This window comes from Rubripirellula amarantea (genome assembly GCF_007859865.1).
In the GTDB taxonomy this organism is placed as follows: Bacteria; Planctomycetota; Planctomycetia; order Pirellulales; family Pirellulaceae; genus Rubripirellula; species Rubripirellula amarantea.
The window spans coordinates 958,817-978,308 of the sequence record NZ_SJPI01000001.1 but is presented as its reverse complement, the minus strand read 5'-3'; the positions used below and the strand labels follow the sequence as shown (position 1 = coordinate 978,308).

Below are 19,492 nucleotides of genomic sequence, written 5' to 3'. Positions count from 1 at the left end.
GCCGAGACCCCAAGATACACTGCCCGACGGTTGGCCCAAAGTAGCGATTGCAGCCCACCGCCCTACCCTTCCCTTCCTGATCGAGTTGCTAGCTGTTTGGCGGATAAACGTCGGGTGAAAGCGTCCTTTGCAAATAGGTGAATGCCCCGGACGTTTGTTACTTGAGGGTCCTACAGGGCCAATCCTATTCATGAGGATTTCGCGAATTTTCCCGTTCAGTGTTTCGCCTATCGTCCTGGGGACGCCTCTTTTCACCGAGGTTGGTGATGGACTTCCCAACCCATCCCCAGCAATCAACGTTCACTTGGATGGCAATGCATCATCTGGACGGCATGAAGCGAACCAGATCGGAATCTCAGCGACTCAATGAATGACTTAAACGAAACAGCCTTACTGCGCCACCACTTCTTCGATCATTGTTGATTGAGTTAATTCATCTTCATCAGTTAGCGGCTTCTCGACTTCCGTGGCTGGTTCATTGGACTGACCCAATAGCGTTCGCAGAGCTTTCGGATAGAAATCTTTGCCATAGCTCATCTCGCCGCCCTGGTGCCCCACCGCCCCGACCATTGCAGCGCACGCGAGCAAGCCAAGCTTCCAAGTCGCTGTCCATTTAGGACTTTTGTTCTTAAGCGAAACAAGTGCGACGATCGCAAAAATGGTTGCCAGAATTGTGACGATCAAAGCGCTCCAGCGATGCCAGAACACCTCCTTTTCCATCATGGCTTCATCAAAGCGGTCCCACGACCCGTATCCACGTTCGACCGCGAACGACCAACCCATCGCTGTGGCAGCGATCGACGTCAAGGCTCCGATCAACAGGCAAGCCAACGGGATTTGCGTTCCAACCGCGGGCCACTTCCACCCTAGAACGACAAATCCACCACCCAACAACAATAACGCGATAGGAAAGTGCACCGTGGCCGGGTGCAAAAATCCTTGGGCGGCCCACGCACGTCCGACAAGCGACGATGGCATCGCGACAGCTACGGTCTCTTTTTCGTCTAACGCGTCGACGTTGAGTTCAAAGTCTTCAGGCCAAATCGCTCCTTCGTCTATCCATACCCGTACCAGCGAAAGGTCGGCTGCCGAGAGCGGTCCACCATGGGCGCGAGGAGGCATCAGCATGTCTTCGTCTGCTGCGGTCAAATAGTCCGAGTAGATAGAACTCGAATCTGAATCTTCCGGTTCCAAGTAATCCAATACATTGTCGCGGTCGTCAATTCTGAAGTCAGCCTTCGCTTCATCGCCTTGGTGACACTCCAGACAATGTTCTCTAAAGATCGGCGCAATGTCTCGCTCGAAATTAACGAGTCTGCCTTCGTCATCTAAAGCGTAGCCGTCTTGAGATCGGGCGATCGAGGGCAGTAATGAAGCCGTGATCACTAGGACAGCGATCGTTAGGTAGGAGCTTCGCATGGCGGGATTATTTTAGGAGGGAGGAGGGCGTCGATCCGTGCCCTTTCAGTCTAATCGCAAATGCTTTCGTTGTGCATCACCGTGGTCAAAGCCGTCAAACTGCAATGCCAGCGAACGCTTTCCCAAGACCCAGAAGAGCGATCTCTCGTTTCACATCCTCACTAGAAGGATCTTCAAGCGTTTCGGCCACCTCGTCGGCGATCAGTTGAGCGAACGTTGTGCGCGCCTCGACAAGTAACTCTTGTACCTTCGCTTCGCTGATTTGAATCCCGGCTTCGGTTGCAATCTGAGCCGCCAGCACCGAAGGTGTTTTGGGAGTGCTTGAAGTAGCGCCTTGTAGGATTGTGTAGAACGGTTTTTCAGGATGAGCATGCTCAATGCGTTCGAGTGATCGCCAAGCACGTTCGAGCAACCCTTCTCGCCAAAACGTGAGCCACTCTTTGGACTCGAGTGTGACTGATTCCAAATCAATGACGGGCCGTTTGGCTTCGGGCAACTCATTCGCTGCTGTCTTCGCTGCCGATCGTACACCGCGGATCAAGAAGTCTCTTAATCGACCTCGCTTGTGATCGCCGAAACCAACAGAAACCAAATGAGCTAGCAGCAACTTAAGCGCATTGTCGGCCAGTTCGCTCGCCCCCATGATTGCGGTTAGTTGACGACGCATGGGAACGAGGTACCGAAGCACGAAACCGGCCGCACTATCGGCTTCGGTCCATGGATGCGAGGACCGCACCAAGTTAACGGTGCTGCGTCCAGTGACGGTCTTGGCGGCATTGATATCAGACATTGTTCCTAGTTTAACCACTCACCATGGGTTTGTGGTGAGGTTGAAAAGCAACTTTGGTACCAGCTTCCAACGTCGATGGAGCCGTTAGCGAGCCATTGTCGGCCAATCCAAAATCATTGCTCCATAGCGTCTCGACCGTTACGTTCCCGTCCGAACGCGACGAGCGGATCGTCTTCGATAGGGAGTTCCTCCGGATTAGGAGTCGTTTGGACGCAACACGCCTTTACGGCCATTAAGTTGATTTTCCGCACGTCAGATCTCGGCCGCAACGAGGCTCAACTTGCGTTTCTCGGCCATCCGGACATTCAAGGCTTGGCCCGTAAAGCTAGTGCGGGTGCTTGGTCGAGCTTGCCGTCTTTGGATCGAAAGCGAATGGGCTTGTCGATCCACGTTTCGCTTACCAACACCACCGTGACGGGGTTGCCCTGCGAGGCACGTAGGAAATCGTCGAGCGCTTCGGAGTAAATCCGCACTTGGTCGTCTTGATATTTCAAGGTTTCGTCGTGGTTGTGGATCGTCACCTGTCCTAGAAAAACTTCGTTGGTGATCCCCATCGCGCTGGGAGAGTTCTCCCACGTGAATGAGCCAGGATCACTGGGGTCCCAGTTCATACGCTCGGGGTTCTTGATCCCGTAGGCTTGCACCACCACGTTGCTGGTGTTGCTTTCGCCCGAAACGGTCAGCATCAAAATAGCGCGGTCGAGTTTGGCAACATCCACCTTGCTTTTGCTCAAGTCAAACCTCAGGTACGCGTGCTCTTCTTTGGTGTAACCATCCATGCCCTTACGCAGCAACTCGATCTCGCGTTTCGATTCCATCGGCGAATTCCAATCGCTGTGCAGGTAAGTATCAGCTCCTTCGCCAACGTGGGTCCGCAGAATTTCGAAACCCAGCAAGTCTGAATGCGCCAAGTTTTCCTTAACCGTTAAACCACTCGATATCTCGCTGAACTTTTGGTTTCCAGGGGTTTGGAATTCAAACCGTACATCGTACTCACCTGCAGTTAGGTTCGATGTTAAGAACTGAACTTCGATCTCGTCGGTTTGACCTCGATCAGGAAGTTGCTTTGCCGAGAACCGCTTAGGAAAAGTCGGCGACGTGAACGATCCACCCGACTTGCGTTTGATTTTTGTCACCAGCTTACCGACGTAGCCAGTCGAAGCGTAGATCGTTTTGGGATCGACCGATGCATCGCCTGCTTCGTTTGCGATTGGGATCTTAAACCGTGCCGCATCTCCGGACGTGACTTCCGAGCTTGCCGCGCTGACGGGTAACAGTTTCATCGATCGCATCGCGATGATATTGATAGGCTGACTTTTTTGAACCGGCCTCTTTGCCGTTTGAACAACCGGATTGCTTGCCACGCGATCAGGCATCGCTAGCCATGTAACCAGGCCAACAACAAGCAACAGCACCGCGGATGCGATTCCAACCAAAGTCCACTTTGATGAAGAATCTGGTTCATCTTCACTGGGAATCGAAGGCGATTTTCCTTTAACGGCGGAAGACTTTTCACGGCCTGGTTCCGTCACAATCTGAAGTGCAGCATGACTTTCGGATCGGCATTGCTCAGCGACTTGATCGACGAGTTTACTGAGAGCTTTTGCTGATGATGGCCGATCTCTCGGTTCCTTCGACAGCATGCCATAGATCATTTGTTGCAACGGTTGGGGAACTTCCAGGTGCGGTGCATCGGATGATGCGACGATCGTTTCCATCGTCGGGATTGGATGGCAGATGATTTTGATCAACTGGCCCGACATCGAGCTTGATGCAAGCGGCAGGCGACCGGTACACATTTGGTACAAGACCACGCCCAGGCCATAGAGATCCGTGCGGTCATCAATCGGTTCATTGCGAGCCTGCTCGGGTGAAAGGTACCCGGGGCTACCGATGACTGAGTTGCGTGGCGAGAGTTGGTCGGCACCGGCAATCGCCAAGCCAAAGTCAAGGATCTTGGCACGTCCCGATGGCTCTTCCAGCCAAATATTCGCGGGCTTGATGTCTCGGTGAATGATGCCTTGCGCGTGGGCGGCTTCCAGGCCCAACGCGACTTCCTTGGCGATCTTCAGTACCGTTTCGGTGTCGAATCGCCGGCGTCCTTTCATCCGCTTATCGAGCGGTTCGCCTTTCAGCATCTCCATGGCCAAGAATGGCATCTTCCGATGGATACCCACTTCAAAGATGGTAGCGACGTTATCGTGATGCACGGCTGCCATGGATCGAGCTTCGTCAATGAATCGTTGGCGAGCATTCGATGTCGTCGCGACTTTTTCCTTCATCACCTTCAACGCAACCGAACGTTTCAGCCGGGTGTCTTCGGCCCGAAAAACTTCACCCATTCCTCCTTTGCCCAGGACCCCGAGTACGCGATACGGGCCTAGTCGACCAATTTCGCCTTCGCGTTGAGGTGGGTCGAGAAGCGGATGAGACGAATCGGGCATGTTCGTTGATTCGCGGCGAGAATCGAATCGTGGTGGTGAGGGCTAGAAACAGTGGAGACTGAAAGGCAGGCTGGGTAGCAAAACAGGCTGGGTTGGAAGTGCGGAGGCCCAAAATATGACCCTTGTCAGGCGAGAATCGCATCAGGTCTTGTCAACAGGCGTCGCTGGTCGTCATTCTAACTGCCCACCCCGATCTCTTCGCCGGTGGTTTTTCTGCATTTGATGCACTTCCACGAATCTGACTATTGTAACGTGAATCGAATCCCTGTTTCTGAATTGGCCGACGGACAGCAACTCGAACAAGCCTTTCGCGCTGCTGACAAGCAACTTCGCGTCAATCGCCAAGGTGGAAAGTACATTCTGCTAAAGTTGGCCGACAAGACTGGCGTGCTGGCCGCCATGCTCTGGAATGCCGACGAACGCACTTACGACTCCTTTGACCGTGGCGATTTTATCTATTGTCGCGGACGCACTCAGATCCACAACGGTGCCCTGCAAATTATCGTCTCGGATCTTGAACGGATGGACCCGAGCGAAGTTGATTTAGAAGAATTTGATCGGTACGACGCAGCGAAGTCGGAACAACTAGTTGGACAGCTTCGAGAAAACTTCGCTGCTCTCCAGAACGAATCTTTGCGACGGCTAGGTGACGCGTTTCTTGCCGACGACGACTTCGTTTCGCGTTTCTGCAAAGCAGCGGCCGCGGTCACCAACCATCACGCGTACCCGGGCGGACTGCTGAAGCACACCGTGGATATGATGGAATTGGCCAAGCTGATTGCCCCGCGGTATCCCCAGCTTGATGCCGATCTGTTGATCTTCGGTGCGTTCTTGCATGACCTTGGCAAAATCGACGAGCTTGCCGCCGATGGCGAGATCTCTTACACCGATCGTGGTCAGATGCTCGGACACATTGTCATCGGTGTGCAAATGCTTGCCGAGAAAATCAATCAGCTTGGCGATGCCGACTTTCCGAGCGAACTGCGGTTGCATCTCGAGCACATGATTGTCAGTCACCATGGCATTCTCGAGTACGGCAGCCCCAAAATCCCGGTCACGCTCGAAGCCGTTGCTCTGCATCACATCGATAATCTCGATGCAAAAATGTCGTCCTACACGTCAGTAATCGAAGCAGATGTTTCGGCTGACGGAAACTGGACAAACTACAACCCATCCATCGGACGCAAGCTCTGGAAGAAGCGTGACTAATTCGAAACGTGCCATTGTATTACTTTCGGGTGGACTCGATAGCGCCACCTGCATGGCGATCGCCAAAGATAGTGGATTCGAAGTTCATGCCATCAGCTTTCGCTACGGGCAGAGGCATCAGTATGAACTCGAGTGCGCCGCCAACTTGGCCAAGAGCTTTGCTGCGACGACACACCGAGTCGTCGATATTGACCTCGCGGCATTCGGAGGATCGGCGCTCACGGACGGAAATATCGCTGTCCCTAAGTCGGATAACGTTGAATCGATAGGCAGTGATATCCCAGTCACTTACGTGCCCGCTCGCAACACCATCTTCCTTTCGCTCTCCTTGGCGATGGCGGAAGTGTTATCGGCTCGCGACATCTTCATCGGAGTCAATGCACTCGATTACAGCGGCTATCCGGATTGCCGCCCCGAGTTCATTGCTGCGTTCCAAACGATGGCCAACTTGGCCACGAAAGAAAGTGTTGAAAGCGATCGGAAGCTAACCATTCACACGCCGCTGCTGCACATGACTAAGGCTCAAATCATCGCCAAAGGTTTGTCACTTGGCGTCGATTACAGCCAAACGATTTCGTGCTATGACCCGGCCGAAGGCGGCATCGCGTGCGGCCACTGTGATGCATGTTTGCTGAGGGCAAAAGGCTTTGCCGAAAATGGCTTGACCTAGCCGAAACGCAGGTCGTTGCGGGCGGTTGATTCAATCATTCGTCGCAAATCGCAAGGTTTGCATGGCGTTGGTTTCCAGTTCGCCAGTGACCTTCGAATCCGCAATCTGCACCTCGGCGATGTCTGTTTCCACATGCGTGGTTTTGGTGCATTTTTTTGATCCGAGTTTGAAGTTCAGCGCATACATCGACGATTGGTTCGCTAGGTTCCACAACCGCACGATCGTTCCGCCTCCACTGCCCTGCTCTGCTGGTTTGATCGCCCAGATGATCACGGAATCACTCTCGATGGTCACGAGCGATTGATGAATGGGGCGAACTGCCTTTGGGGCGGCACCTTTAAGCAAGACTACGGTCATCGGATTGGCGAATTCTAATGAACGTTTCATGGCATCGACATCCGATAGTCTTTGGTCGGCGAAAAGCGAAAACCGCTGAGTGAATTCTCGATCGCCGCCCTGTTCTTGAATGCCCAACTCTTGGCCGTCGACTTGTCCGCCAGCCAAGATGTGAAGTTCTTGGGATCGTGGATCCATTGGCCCGTTAGTATCCACGCCTAGATGAAAAAAGCGGCAGTCGCGATTGGCGATCGTTACCGAGGCTTGATCTCCCTGGACTGTGACGAAGTGATTGAGTGTCAGCCAATCCGTTCGTGCGTTCTCATCGGCATAGTTTCCGCCCCGACTGATCGTGTCCGCTTGCATGATCACGCCAAGTTCTTCATGACGCGTTTGGGGATTGTCTAGATTGAATTGGAACTGCCATTTTTGAAGCTCGCTGAAGTTCTCGAGGATTTGATTCTCGATGTCGAGTCGATCCAAAGACTCGTAGAGCTTGATGCGAGTTTGCCGTTTGATCGGTCGTGCGACATCAATTCGCACAACGGTGCTCACTGGTCCCTCCCATTCCAGCGTCATCTTGCCCTTCGCGTCTTCAAGATGGTTGGCGACTTGATGCTCCGATACAAGAACCTGATCTAATACCAACGACTTCCAGTCTGTGATTGCCCCCGCTTGGGTGACGGTCAGTTCATGGAATTGCGAAATCAGTTTGCCATTGCGAAAACGCGTGGGCGATACCGTCTCGGTCGCTTGTGGTAGGTCACGTACTTCATAGACGCGGTACCCGAACGACGGAATTTCGGTGGCCACAAACTGTATCTTGGCGACATGTCCCCGCACTTGAATTTGTGACGCCAAAGGTTGGTTCGTTTCGACATCGAAGATGCCAAAGGTTTGCCCCGGATCGGGAATTTGGTCAAGTTCAAATTCGACGACGTCTGCACGCGTCCAGCCGAGCGAATTGAAAACGGCAAAGGACCGAGGGTTCTTGGCGGCGATTTGATGGGACAGTTCCGCGGCGGCGAGGTCGTAAAGCGTGTCAATGTAGTCCGTGATTTGCTTGGCGATTTTACGTTGCCATGCGGCTCGGCGTTCACGTGATATCGGGCCGTCCGCGGTCCAGTCGTGTTCCCAGTACAGTCCATAGGCGATCCACGCCTGTTGGCGTCGATCCTCGAGTTCTTTCGCATCAAGCTTTGACTTGAAAGTAGGGTTTAGCGAGGTGGCAAGCACTGCCATCGACTCTGCCGTCCGCAATTTTTCCGTCGCTCGCACCACTGTTGCTGTGACTTCGGCAAGTGATGCGCAGTAAAGGTCCCATTCGTTTCCGTAAGAACACGACACTTGAGGCAGATCGTCACCGTGAGACTTGGCAAAGTCCTCGAAGTAGTCGCGTTCGTTGCTAACGATGACTCTTCGTGTCTTGGTCGACAGGTCTTCGGCAACGGATGGGAAGCTCTTTTCAACGTCTGAGAGCGGCACGATCGTTTCTAGATCATCCCAACCCTGGCCGAACAAGCCGATGACATCATGAGGGTTCTGTTGTTGGAACCCTTTGTCGGATTCGACGTACTCGATCGCGAGTTTTGGGTAGCGGGCCTCGGCGTAACCACCTGGACCTTCGTTGGCGTAAACGCCGCGTCGCAGGGGGCCCGCCAGCGAGTACCACTTCATCAAAATGCGTTCGCCATCGGGGCCAATCCACCAATAGACGTCATGTTTGCGACGCGTGCCAGAGTCTTTCACTTTGCTAACGCAGGCGCAGATCCCTTTCCACGAGTACTTTACCCCGCAACCGGCCCACAGCGAGGCAAGTCCAAATGGCAGTGTTTGGTTTTCCATTGCCACAGCGATCGGCAGTTCTAATTTGTACCTTCGCTCAACATGACCACCGTAATACATCCCGCGAAGCACCGCCTCGGTGGGCATGCCTCCATAACACGAGACCAGCATTGTCATCGGCACACTGATGTGACCACTCTTGATGCGTTTAACTAACCGCTCGACTGCCTCGGTAGAACGGTTCTGTTCGTACTCGCGAAACCAAAGTAGTCCGTCGCAATTCCAACGGCTCTGGTAGTCGTTGTCTCGGTCGTCCGTCGCGTCGGCAAGGTCAAGATAGTGGTCGAGCGTTCTTAAGAAGGACTCTCGATAGGTTCTTTCGTCGGCGGTCCACATGTAGTCCGTGTGGTCATCGGCGGCGATGTAGATGCGTTTGACAGTGGCGTCATCAGCGGTCAACCTTCGAGAAGCCGCAAGCGTTAGTCCGGCTGCTTTGATGAAATTTCGTCGTGTGCTCATGACGACAGTCTAGCGATTTCGACGATCGGATCGGATCGGATCGAATCGGACTTGGGCGCCTCACCACATCTGAAAGTCACCCGCGCACTCAAAGGCAGCTTCGTAGTGTTCGATTTTGTCAGGTTCGAGATTGCCGGAGTGCCACCAAACCGCGATGACATCGAATCGAACTGGGATGCCAAGCAAATGCTTACGTTTGAGATACCGCATGGCTGCTCGCGAAACACGGCCCTGCTTTTCGGAATCGACACGCTCGGCCGGGTGTCCTGGTTTTGTGGTCGAGTGTGTTTTCACTTCGACAAAGATGACGATCTTTCGCTTCTCGTCGAGCGCGATCAAGTCAATCTCACCGCCACGGTCGGATTCGCTCTCGGCAACCACGCGAAGTCCTTTTCGGCGAAGCAACCTCGCGGCGGCTTGTTCACCTCGTTTGCCCACGTTGCCGGTCGGATCAATCGAACCGAACCGCCAAGCGATGTAGCGAGCCCTCAGATTCTTCAGAAGTGATCGCGTCATCGTCGCTCGCTCGCTCCGTGAGAAGTGCTTCTGCTTACGACCAGCCCGAAGGCTGCTGCTACCTATAGATGCACGACGTCAAAACGAGCGATCATCATCGCTCGTTTTGCGAGTCGTGCTAAATTGCTGAGTCAACTCGGTTGAGCCACTTAGCTGCGGCGACGTTCTTTCAAGCGAACAGCCTTGCCGACGCGATCGCGAAGGAAGTACAGCTTGGCGCGACGAACGACACCACTGCGGACGACTTCGACCTTTTCGATCTTGGGGCTGTGCAGAGGGAACTTACGTTCTACGCCTTCGCCGGCAACGATGCGGCGGACGCGGAACATTTCCTTGCATCCTTGACCGCTGATTCCGATAACGACACCGGTGAAAACTTGGATGCGTTCTTTGTTGCCTTCCAAAATCTTCAAGTGAACGTCGACGGTATCGCCCACTTCAAACTGGGGTGGGTTCTCTTTCAACGCGGTCTTTTCGACCAGATCCATGATGGCTTGTGACATGGTTTTATTCTCAGTTACAGGGTTAGGTGTTTGGTGAAAGGGTCACAGCAAATCGCTGCGACGCTCGTTGGTTCGAAGCTGTGTTTGTTCTTCTCGCCATTTGGCAATGGCGCCGTGATCGCCGCTAAGCAGAACGTCGGGAACGCTGTGGCCTCGAAACTCTCTTGGTCTTGTGTATTGGGGAAATTCCAGAAGTCGGTTTCCGCGACTAAAGGAATCATCAATGTTGCTTTGCTCGTCACCGAGGACGCCCGGGATCAGCCGGACGACGGCGTCGATGATTAACATCGCCGCCACTTCACCACCGTTGAGGACGAAATCTCCGACGCTGACTTCCTCGGGTTCGAGGATGTCGGTGACTCGTTGATCGAAACCCTCGTATCGGCCACAGAGCAAGATTAGTCGCTCGCTGACCGCAAAGTCTTCCGCCATCGGCTGATTGAAACGCTTTCCTTGGGGGGTCAGCAGAATCGTTCGGGCCGGAGTGGTTGACTGTGCCTGAACCGCTTCAACGCATTTCACTGTCGGCTCGACCTGGATCAGCATTCCGGGGCCACCTCCGAACGGTTTATCATCAACCGGGCGGTGAGTGGTATCGGGTGCAAAATCTCGGAGGTTGTGTCGGTGAATCTGAGTCAAGTTTCGCTCGATCGCTTTGCCGAGCAGGCCTTGAGTCAGGTAGCCATCAAATAGGTCCGGGAACAGGGTGACGATATCGAATCGCATCAGATTCAATCGCCTTACTCGGCGGCAGACTCCTCAGCAGGTGCCTCGGCTGCGGCTTCCGCTGCAGGAGCTTCTTCGGCTGGTGCTTCAGCCTTCGGCGCTTCGGCCTTCTTAGGCTTAGCTGGTTCCGGAGGAGCCGGTGTGTAGTCTTTTCGCTTGGATAATCTTTCCAGGGCTGCCTTTTGAGCGTCGAGGTGAGTTCCCTCGGCGCCGTACTTCTTGATCAGCACAGCAACCTTGTCGGTCGGCAAGGCTCCCACGCCCATCCAATAAGCAACACGGTCATTCTTAAGTGTGACGCGAGCATCAGTCTCGGGGCACATTGGGTCGTAAGTACCCAGGTTTTCGATCACGCGACCATCACGTGGACTGCGTTGGTCCATGGCGCAGATGCGGAAGAAAGGACGGTGGGTGCGTCCCATTTTTTTCATACGGATTCGAACTGCCATTACGTTTCAGTGCTCCCTTTCGGATGCGAGTAAAGATTTCCAAGTCAGACTTCCTAGAGACCCGCCGGCAAAATTGTCAGCGGGCGACCGGGTCGGTGCCCAATGTGGGCACTTAGGAATAATTAGGTAATAGGTTTCAACAATCAGGTAACAGATGACAGGTCATGGTCAGTTCCAGGCACTCTGCCTTGGACTTGCAACCGGTCACCTGACACCTACTTTTTTCTCTTCATTTTGCGTTTCATTCGATCACGCTCTTTTTTCAGTTGAGCGCGTTCGGCGTTGGACAATCGCTTGCCCGTGCTTTGCTTTGTCTTCATTCCACGCATGTTGGGATCGGTCAGTGCGCCACTGCTTTGCAGTTGCTGCATCATCTTCATTCGATCGCCCATGCCGCCGCCAGCCATTCCCTGCATCAGCGGTTTCATTACGTCAAATTGCTTGATCAACTGACTAACGACTGGCGTCTGCACGCCTGCACCCCGAGCAATTCGGGTCCGACGGTGAGCGTCAATGATCTTCGGGTTGCTGCGTTCTTCCATCGTCATCGCGTTAATCGCGCCGATGGTTTGTTTGATGCCTTTGGACGCTTCGTCGCTTTCAAGCACATCCTTGAACTGGCCCATCCCGGGCATTAATCCCATCATGCGGCCCATCAAGCCGGGTTTGGCGACCTTTTCCATCATGTTCTTAAAGTCGTCGAGCGTGAAGTCGCCCGAAGCCATCTTCGCTTCGAGTTCCTCACGTTCTTTCTCATCGACGATTCGGTGAGCTTCGCGAGCAGCAGCAACGATGTCGCCCATCTGCAAGATTCGCCCGGCCATGCCTTCAGGACGAAACGGCTCAAGTGCATCAAAGTGCTCGCCGGTACCAATGAACTTGATCGGCACACCGGTGACGTGTTTGACCGAAAGCAACGCACCACCACGTGCATCGCCGTCAAGCTTCGTCATGATGACGCCGTCAAGTTCCAACGTTTCGTTAAACTTGCCGGCACTGTTGACGGCGTCTTGGCCCGTCATGCCGTCGACGACGAGGTAGACTTGGTCAGGCGAAACTTTCTTGTCGATCCGCTTCAGTTCGCTCATCAACTCTTCGTCGATGGCGAGCCGACCCGCGGTGTCTAGGATCACTACACGAGCCCCTTCGGCTCGAGCTTTGTCGACGCCGGCTTTGCATACCGCGACGGGATCCTTGTTGTCCGGTTCGCTGTAGACCGGCACATCGAGTTGGCGACCGATGACGTGCAGTTGTTCGATAGCGGCTGGTCGCTGCAAGTCGGCAGCAACCAACAATGGTTTGATGTTTTCTTCTTTGAGCAACTGCGAAAGTTTGCCACAGGTCGTCGTTTTTCCCGAGCCCTGCAATCCGCAAAGCATGATGATCGTCGGGCCTTCGCTCTTGAGGTGCAGCGATGGATCGACAGGGCCGAGAATTGAGATCAATTCGCTGTGAACGATATTGACCAATTCTTCGTGAGGACGAAGCGACAACAAAACGCGTTTTCCGAGAGCTTTCTCGGACACTCGCTTCATGAAATCCTGGACGACGCTGTAGCTTACGTCGGCTTCGAGCATCGACTTTTGAACAATGTCGAGCCCATCACGCATATTGCCTTCGGTCAGCTTGCCTTTGCCGGACAAGCTTTTGAAAGCGGACTGCAGACCGTCAGATAATGACTCAAACACTTCAAATGCACGAATTCAGAGCACGAAATCGCCAAAACCCAGCGAATCGCCGGATTTTCGGGCCCCGGAGTGTAGAGGAGCCAGCCCGGTTTTGTAAATGGAGTCCGGGTGCAGTTTTCCCGGGAATCCCACAGAAAACGGGCGTTCTAGAGGCGTTTGCTACTCATCCGAGGGTAAGTCCTTCCAATCGAGCCGATCTTGAAGGCCGTTTGCCGAATCGTTTGTTCTTCGCGGCCTGAATCCGGCCGGCATACATCGACGTTCTTGCCCGACGTCAAGCGAGCGTTAGAGGTACTGGGGTAGCTCACGAATTCTTTGAAGGACGCTCACCAGTTTTTGCTTGCTGGTGAGATGGCTTGGAGCTTGATAAAGTTCAGGCATGACGCTGATCCACGCCTTTGAATTTCTGCCCAAGCCTCCTGAGTCCTATCCGGATGTTGTGGGGGTGTTTGGCAATGACGCGGCGCTGAGGTGTTGGGTGATGCAAGCGATATCGGCGGCGGGCGACGTTACTGAATTCGATGGTGACACCGCGAAATGGTCCGATTTGCGGGACGATTTGGCAACTGCATCGTTGTTCGACATGGGTGATAAGCGAACGATCGTAATTCGTGGTGCCGATAAGTTTCTTAGCAATCACCGATCCGAAATCGAAAAGTACGTGGCCAAGCCCGGCGGGGCGAGTCGGTTTGTGCTTGAACTGGATTCACTTGCCTCGAACACCCGTGTCTACAAGTCCATCAACAAGGAATTTCTGCTCGTTGCTTGTGGAAATGCGGCGGATTCAAAGATCGGAGTTACCGCCGCCACTCGACGGAAGTTCTTGACTGGTTATGTCGCCAAACGCCATGAAACAAAGCTGGGAAAAGAGGCCGCCGATGCGCTCGTCGAAATGCTGGGTGAAGAAACAGGCATGCTCGATACCGAGATCGCCAAGCTCGCACTTTACAAAGACGTTGGCGAAGCGATCGACGAGACGTTGGTCCGAGACGTGGTCGAAGGTTGGCAGGGCAAGACGGTTTGGCAAATCACCGACGCCATCGCAGCCGGTGATGCAGCCGAGGCAATCAAGCAACTCGACAAATTGATGAGTGGTGGTCAAAAGCCAATTGCCTTGTTGCCTCAGATTGCTTGGTCGCTTCGCCGTCTAGGAATGGCAACCGCAGTGGTGCAGCACCGTGAACGCGAGGGACGCAGTTGGCAACTCGAGGACGCGTTGGCATCGGCTGGGATCAATCGTCCCTCGGACATTCAACGCGCCAAATCGCAACTGAAAGGACTCGGGCGTGCCCGCGCGAAAGAACTTCTTGGATGGCTCCTCGATGCCGACCTCAGGCTCAAAGGAACCCATAGCGCCGAAGGTCGCGATCGTTTTCTGATGGAGCAACTTGTGATGAAGCTCGCCAAGTCGTAGTCGCCAATACTTGCCATCGAACATTCACTCGGGCTCGACGCAACGTTGTCGCACATGAGATAGCTAGCCAACGATTACGCTGACACCATAGTCTCTTGAGCGTAACACTCGCGACGGGGGTCTAAAGTGAGTTTGCTTTGATTTTGGTCGAGCAAGCCGCAGAAGCTTTGGATTCCCCGGCTCTCGACATAGAGACGTTCAGCGATCGTGATGGGAAATACCCAAACCATGTGCAAAGGATCGCCTTCGATCTGGACTGAGTTGCGAATCGCGAAGTCCGATACAATGTTGGGAACCATCATCAGGAAATGATCAAGACAAGATTTCTTGAAAATTGGACGCGCCGGTTCGCGGTTGGCGATGGCGGTCCCGTAGCCCCAAGTTGTCGAGTCACTAACGATTGCTCGAGACAGGCACCGCAGCAGTTCCGCGTGAGCTTCGTGGAACTCTTCGACGTAAAGGACTAGTTCTCGGCGTGACGAGATGACTCCGCGACCGGTTGGCAACGCATATTGGCTGAGGCCGCTTGTTACCACGGTCGTGACCGGTCGAAGTTCGTTCGCGTGATAAACGTGAACATCAATTCGCTTGTCGGTGAAGACTTGACCGCAACGGCCAAATCGTTTGCGGTACTCGCCCGCGATAACGCCATCGTAGGGACGCCGTGTAGGCGACTTGGGTTTGGGGGCGATCGCGTGGGGTTCAGGCCGAGATGGAAATCCTAGTGGACCATGCTCAAACGCTTTGATCCACTTGATTTGGTTGTGGCTAATCAAGACGTTGGGTTTGATGCGACCGGCGTCGACGAGTTGCTTTAGCTTTGCTTCGGTGAATGGACCCGCGTCACCGTCCTTGGTTTTCACGTGCCAACGTCGAACTTCGTTGTCGCCAAACTTCAAGCCATTGACGGATTCCGCCTTGACCCAAGTTTCACCATCACCACTGATCCCGGTGCCTGGTTGTACCCTGCCCTCGCTCGCCAATTGCAAGAGTTGTTTGGAGGTGATCGGGCCGACTTGACCAGACTTGGATTTGATGAACCAATGGCGAGGCATGGTGCAAAGACTCGGCGCTAGGGTGTCCCGTGCTAACGTACGCCCAAGTCTAGTTCAAGAAATCTTGGTGGGAGTCGATTGCCTTGTCAAACCAGCTTACATTCTGGTGCTGGTGCCCTTGGTCAACGCCATGAATGCGGACTCTAGATCCAACTCTTCTTCGCGAAAACTGCGTAAATCCACGCCATTATTGATTAGAAGTTTGGGCAGGGAGCTGTAGTCTTCGACACCGCTGACCAAAACCACCCTCACTGCACCGTCGCCCATTTCGCAGCCCTGGACCAGTTCGTTGCCGGATAGCAATTGAGCAATCGTGTCCATCTTTTCCCGTTGTGCCGGTTGCACGACGAGCACAGTGTGCTGGCGAACCATCCGAATCACCTCGGCCTTGGTAGCGTTCTGTTTCAGCTCGCCTTTATCAATGATGCCGACCTTATTACAGACATCCGCTAGCTCAGGCAAGATATGGCTGCTAACGATCACCGTCTTGCCCATTTCGCCGAGTTTGCGAAGGAGGTTTCGCATCTCGATACGCGCGCGAGGGTCGAGCCCCGAAAGAGGTTCGTCGAGCAACAAAACTTGTGGGTCGTGAAGCAGCGTTCGAGCCAAACCAAGCCGCTGGGTTTGGCCGCGAGAGAGTGTGTTGGCGTAGGCGTCTCGTTTGAAGTCCAAGTCCACGACATCCAACATTTCGTCAACGCGTTTGCGTCGGGCTTCGCCACCAATGCGATAGGACGCCGCAAAAAATTCCAGGTACTCCACTACCGTCATATCGTCATACACGCCAAAGAAGTCGGGCATGTAACCAACAAGACGTCGGATCTCTTTGGGTGCGGTGTGAACACTGTGTCCGCAAACGTACGCTTCGCCCCAACTTGGTTCCAACAGAGTCGCGATGATTCGCATCGTGGTCGTTTTGCCAGCACCGTTGGGTCCAATGAAACCGAACAGGTCACCGGCATCCAAATTCAAATCAATACTTTTGATCGCAAAAGCATCGCCGTATTTCTTTGTCAGATCGACAGTCTTAATCACGTTTGTGTCGGCCAGGGTTGAGGGGAGAAGCTGCGAAAGAACACCGGTAACTGAAGTCAATCACTTAGCTGCCGAAACCGGCAAGACCACTCGGGCAATGGATAGGGCATCCCCTTGTGGCTTAACTTTTTTATCCGAATCGCCAACCAGCACCTCGGTGAAGCCTTCTTTAATTTGGCCCATCAAAATGCATCGGTTATCGGAAAGGGTGTCGCTGAGGTCTAAGCGTTTCAGTGCGTCGTGTTTTAGTTTTGTGTATTGAGTTCCACCGACGGCTTCGTGGAACATCAGCATCTCTGCAAGGCGATCAAGTTCATCCGTTGAAGCCGGGTTCCAGGCTTCGCTCTTGGAATCACTTTCAATTGCGACTTTACGAGATAGCAACCAACGGAAGTTCTTTTGTCGAAGCAGATCCAATGAAGCGACGCGACCGCCAGCAGGAAAACGTGTTGGCAACAGGTATACCCAGTTGCGGTAAATCAGCATGCCGCCGTGAATGTCGTACGGCAGCGGGTTCACTAATTCACCCTGCAGAAGTTCGCTGCCAGGACGTTGAATCAAACTTTGATTGGCACCCACCGAAGTATCAAAGTCGCAGAGGTGAAGCACACCTTTGCTGCTGCGCGGAGCCAGTGGGAGTCCCTTGATCAACGAATTGGACTCGTGTCCGAGATTGTACTGCGCTCGGTAGGCCGGTAGCCGCGTGTCCTCGATGGCGATTTGGATTCCACCGAAAGCTTTGCCAGGAAACCCGAACGGTCCCGCGTGATTATGGACATTCTGCGTCACCTTCATTAGCGGATCGCCAAAGTTGAAATCGACATCTAGCCGGGCGGCATCGTGGGTGTAGATGAAGTTGAAGCTTTCGCCGCGTCCCTTGCCCGTTGCCGCATCGATGTCAACGAATTCGATACGGTTGCACTGCATCAACGAAGTGGCGGTCGTGTCGGCACCTTCGGTCTGCGGGACGTGAGGGCGCGCGCCAAAGGCAAGCAGGGCCGACAATCCGACGATTGTGACTGGGAAGCTTAGCCAGCCCAGCAATGGTCGTCCTAGCACGCGATTGACAAGCCAATAATCAAGCGGCCCAATCATCGCGATCAACCCCATTAGGATCAAAGCAATGGTGGAGAACCCCGTCGAATTCTTCAAGCTGAACCGATCAAGTGAGTTTCGCAGTTGGCCTGACAGATCGTTGTACGCGGTCAATCGGTTCGCCACTTCGTCTCGCCGTTCAGGCGGCAACATGTCGGGACCAATTAACTGAGTGATCAAATCCATGCGTTCGGGCCACGTGGCGAACCGCTGGTCTTCCAGATCGGCCGCCAACACAATCACGCGACCGAACCCATAACGATACTCAACGGCGACCGGCGTGGTCGTGCGCCGCATCGTCCGTCCCATCAACACGATTCGGCCCATATCGCGAGGAAGCTTAAGGCCTTCGAATGTGTCCAGGGGCGTTTGCGACGATGTTGCTGTTTCCAGCGCTGATGGATTGATTTCGACAGTGCCACTGAGTTCAAAGGGCAATAGAGGCTTAAGCCACGCTGCGGCATCGAGCAGTTCCGGTGACTTCTGCCCGAGGGACAAAAAGATCTGGCCTCCCGCATGCACCCAATCAACAACGGCTTGCTGCTGTTGCTCGCTCATTTCTGAAAGCACGGTTTGGCCGGATTGAGTGACCACCATGACGTCAATGGCGTCGTAGCCGAGTGACGAATCCGGTAGCGAGTCCGGTGAAGTCGGAATGAACGTCGCGACCGTGGCGTCACGACGCAACAGTTCATTTTCACCAATTTGGTCTATACCCAATGCGTCCCCAAACACTTGAACAAAGGGCATCTCAGAATTGATCATTGCGGGGCCGCGTGAGGGTGAACCTTCCGCGGGAAATCGCGAGCGGGTGACCACCTCGTCACCTCGCAGAACCACTAATGGTGCCGCTTCGCTTCCGGGGATCACGTAGACCCATCGCGTTGAAGAATCGTCCGCTGAAAACTCTACCCGGACTCCGTCGCCGTCTCGCGTTTGAATTCGCAGATCCTCGTTCGGCTGGCTCAATTGGACACCTGTCCAACTTCCAACCCGATAGTGGCCATTGATTCCCACGGATTGAAAGATCGATGCATTACTCGCATCGGATTCTTGCGCGTCAACTTTTGCGATCGAAGCGAAGGTGACCGCGAGGACGAAGGCTGCGTAGCCAACGGTTGACCACACGGTTGACCACACGGTTGCGCAGCGAGTCTTAAGAACGAGCGAACAACGCGAGCAACCCAGCAAATTCACGGCGGTGGTTCTCTTGAAGGTGGAAGGTTCAGGGGAAGATCTGAGCACGCTCAAACGGCACAACAACGATTAAGGTTTCTCGCTATCAGGGCACTCGCACACCAGTCGCTTGCAACCGGGGCAACCGTGACCGTACTTCGCGACCAAAGCAGCATTTAGGTCGACATCGGCAACGTTGGCGATCGTTGTTAGCCATGCAATAACATCGGCAAATTCTTCCGCCAGATTTTCGCGGTCATCACCTCGCAACGCCGACGCAAGCTCGCCGACCTCCTCCATCAACCACATGAAGGTGCCCTCAATGCCTCGTGCCGCATCCTTTTCGAAGTACATTTCGCGGATGTGACGTTGCAGGTCACTGATCGACAACTCTTCACGATTCATAACGCTTTACGATTCAATGCTGGCTCGGCCCCACATCATCGGCGGGAACAGGCGACTGTTGGGGGGGCGGTTGGACAAGCTGGAAAATGGTTACCACGATCGTAGAAAAACTCTCGCGAGATACCCGAGACCCTCGGTAGGATACCCATTGTTGGAGGTCCCTTAGGCAGCGCCGTCATATGGGGCCCAACGGGGACACCGTGATTTGAAAGATATCCCGCTGCACGCTCGGGCGGTAGTCAGCTAAGCTATTCCACC

At 54.1% G+C, this 19,492-nt stretch carries 17 protein-coding genes; 4 read left to right on the top strand and 13 right to left on the bottom strand.

Annotated elements, in window-relative coordinates:
* Positions 1-190 precede the first annotated feature (190 nt).
* The gene (locus Pla22_RS03530) at positions 191-370 is read left to right on the top strand and encodes a hypothetical protein (RefSeq protein ID WP_146513381.1); all 180 of its coding nucleotides are present in this window, start codon (positions 191-193) and stop codon (positions 368-370) included.
* 20 nt (positions 371-390) lie between these two features.
* On the opposite strand, the gene Pla22_RS03525 is transcribed toward Pla22_RS03530, so the two are convergent.
* The 3 genes from Pla22_RS03525 to Pla22_RS03515 form a co-directional block, all read right to left on the bottom strand.
* Positions 391-1,419, bottom strand: a complete 1,029-nt coding sequence (locus tag Pla22_RS03525; protein WP_146513380.1) for a c-type cytochrome domain-containing protein — start codon at positions 1,417-1,419, stop codon at positions 391-393.
* A gap of 94 nt (positions 1,420-1,513) precedes the next feature.
* Positions 1,514-2,209, bottom strand: a complete 696-nt coding sequence (locus Pla22_RS03520; RefSeq protein ID WP_146513379.1) for a hypothetical protein — start codon at positions 2,207-2,209, stop codon at positions 1,514-1,516.
* Between the two features lie 305 nt (positions 2,210-2,514).
* Positions 2,515-4,653 (bottom strand): protein kinase domain-containing protein, encoded by a 2,139-nt coding sequence (locus Pla22_RS03515; RefSeq protein WP_146513378.1) that lies wholly within the window; start codon positions 4,651-4,653, stop codon positions 2,515-2,517.
* A 252-nt stretch (positions 4,654-4,905) separates the two neighbouring features.
* Between Pla22_RS03515 and Pla22_RS03510 the strand changes: the two genes are divergently transcribed.
* Complete coding sequence (locus Pla22_RS03510; protein ID WP_207310288.1) at positions 4,906-5,862, top strand: 3'-5' exoribonuclease YhaM family protein; 957 nt, start codon at positions 4,906-4,908, stop codon at positions 5,860-5,862.
* Positions 5,855-6,532 (top strand): 7-cyano-7-deazaguanine synthase QueC, encoded by a 678-nt coding sequence (gene queC / locus Pla22_RS03505; protein ID WP_242631771.1) that lies wholly within the window; start codon positions 5,855-5,857, stop codon positions 6,530-6,532. Before Pla22_RS03510 ends, queC begins: the two co-directional genes overlap by 8 nt.
* Before the next feature lie 30 nt (positions 6,533-6,562).
* Here queC and Pla22_RS03500 read toward each other — a convergent pair whose 3' ends face one another.
* The 6 genes from Pla22_RS03500 to ffh all read right to left on the bottom strand — a co-directional run bounded on the left by Pla22_RS03500 (position 6,563) and on the right by ffh (position 13,054).
* Positions 6,563-9,172, bottom strand: coding sequence for a glycosyl hydrolase-related protein (locus Pla22_RS03500; protein ID WP_146513376.1), 2,610 nt, complete (start codon positions 9,170-9,172; stop codon positions 6,563-6,565).
* Positions 9,173-9,232: 60 nt separating this feature from the next.
* A complete protein-coding gene (locus tag Pla22_RS03495) occupies positions 9,233-9,688 on the bottom strand; it encodes a YraN family protein (RefSeq protein ID WP_146513375.1) in 456 nt (151 codons plus the stop codon).
* 149 nt (positions 9,689-9,837) lie between these two features.
* On the bottom strand, positions 9,838-10,191 hold the full coding sequence (rplS, locus tag Pla22_RS03490) for a 50S ribosomal protein L19 (protein WP_146513374.1): 354 nt from the start codon (positions 10,189-10,191) through the stop codon (positions 9,838-9,840).
* Positions 10,192-10,233: 42 nt separating this feature from the next.
* A complete protein-coding gene (gene trmD / locus Pla22_RS03485) occupies positions 10,234-10,917 on the bottom strand; it encodes a tRNA (guanosine(37)-N1)-methyltransferase TrmD (protein WP_146513373.1) in 684 nt (227 codons plus the stop codon).
* A 14-nt stretch (positions 10,918-10,931) separates the two neighbouring features.
* A complete protein-coding gene (gene rpsP, locus Pla22_RS03480) occupies positions 10,932-11,348 on the bottom strand; it encodes a 30S ribosomal protein S16 (protein ID WP_315854180.1) in 417 nt (138 codons plus the stop codon).
* Between the two features lie 233 nt (positions 11,349-11,581).
* Positions 11,582-13,054: a signal recognition particle protein gene (ffh, locus tag Pla22_RS03475; RefSeq protein ID WP_146513371.1), complete on the bottom strand. Its 1,473-nt coding sequence runs from the start codon at positions 13,052-13,054 to the stop codon at positions 11,582-11,584.
* 379 nt (positions 13,055-13,433) lie between these two features.
* On the opposite strand from ffh, the gene holA reads away from it, so the two are divergent.
* Entirely contained in the window at positions 13,434-14,468 is a 1,035-nt protein-coding gene (holA, locus tag Pla22_RS03470) for a DNA polymerase III subunit delta (protein WP_146513370.1), read from the top strand.
* A 74-nt stretch (positions 14,469-14,542) separates the two neighbouring features.
* Here holA and Pla22_RS03465 read toward each other — a convergent pair whose 3' ends face one another.
* The 4 genes from Pla22_RS03465 to Pla22_RS03450 all read right to left on the bottom strand — a co-directional run bounded on the left by Pla22_RS03465 (position 14,543) and on the right by Pla22_RS03450 (position 19,234).
* The gene (locus tag Pla22_RS03465; RefSeq protein ID WP_146513369.1) at positions 14,543-15,523 is read right to left on the bottom strand and encodes a suppressor of fused domain protein; all 981 of its coding nucleotides are present in this window, start codon (positions 15,521-15,523) and stop codon (positions 14,543-14,545) included.
* Positions 15,524-15,619: 96 nt separating this feature from the next.
* Complete coding sequence (locus Pla22_RS03460) at positions 15,620-16,558, bottom strand: ABC transporter ATP-binding protein (protein ID WP_146513368.1); 939 nt, start codon at positions 16,556-16,558, stop codon at positions 15,620-15,622.
* A gap of 60 nt (positions 16,559-16,618) precedes the next feature.
* Positions 16,619-18,781 carry a hypothetical protein gene (locus Pla22_RS03455; RefSeq protein ID WP_146513367.1) on the bottom strand — a complete coding sequence of 721 codons (2,163 nt, stop codon included), beginning with the start codon at positions 18,779-18,781 and terminating at the stop codon, positions 16,619-16,621.
* 138 nt (positions 18,782-18,919) lie between these two features.
* Complete coding sequence (locus Pla22_RS03450) at positions 18,920-19,234, bottom strand: MazG nucleotide pyrophosphohydrolase domain-containing protein (RefSeq protein ID WP_146513366.1); 315 nt, start codon at positions 19,232-19,234, stop codon at positions 18,920-18,922.
* Positions 19,235-19,492: the final 258 nt, after the last annotated feature.

Bases quoted from the DNA above. Each gene is read 5' to 3' on its own strand.
- Pla22_RS03530 (WP_146513381.1), top strand. From the start codon at position 191: ATGAGGATTTCGCGAATTTTCCCGTTCAGTGTTTCGCCTATCGTCCTG.
- Pla22_RS03525 (WP_146513380.1), bottom strand. From the start codon at position 1,419: ATGCGAAGCTCCTACCTAACGATCGCTGTCCTAGTGATCACGGCTTCA.
- Pla22_RS03520 (WP_146513379.1), bottom strand. From the start codon at position 2,209: ATGTCTGATATCAATGCCGCCAAGACCGTCACTGGACGCAGCACCGTT.
- Pla22_RS03515 (WP_146513378.1), bottom strand. From the start codon at position 4,653: ATGCCCGATTCGTCTCATCCGCTTCTCGACCCACCTCAACGCGAAGGC.
- Pla22_RS03500 (WP_146513376.1), bottom strand. From the start codon at position 9,172: ATGAGCACACGACGAAATTTCATCAAAGCAGCCGGACTAACGCTTGCG.
- Pla22_RS03495 (WP_146513375.1), bottom strand. From the start codon at position 9,688: ATGACGCGATCACTTCTGAAGAATCTGAGGGCTCGCTACATCGCTTGG.
- rplS (WP_146513374.1), bottom strand. From the start codon at position 10,191: ATGTCACAAGCCATCATGGATCTGGTCGAAAAGACCGCGTTGAAAGAG.
- trmD (WP_146513373.1), bottom strand. From the start codon at position 10,917: ATGCGATTCGATATCGTCACCCTGTTCCCGGACCTATTTGATGGCTAC.
- rpsP (WP_315854180.1), bottom strand. From the start codon at position 11,348: ATGAAAAAAATGGGACGCACCCACCGTCCTTTCTTCCGCATCTGCGCC.
- holA (WP_146513370.1), top strand. From the start codon at position 13,434: ATGACGCTGATCCACGCCTTTGAATTTCTGCCCAAGCCTCCTGAGTCC.
- Pla22_RS03465 (WP_146513369.1), bottom strand. From the start codon at position 15,523: ATGCCTCGCCATTGGTTCATCAAATCCAAGTCTGGTCAAGTCGGCCCG.
- Pla22_RS03450 (WP_146513366.1), bottom strand. From the start codon at position 19,234: ATGAATCGTGAAGAGTTGTCGATCAGTGACCTGCAACGTCACATCCGC.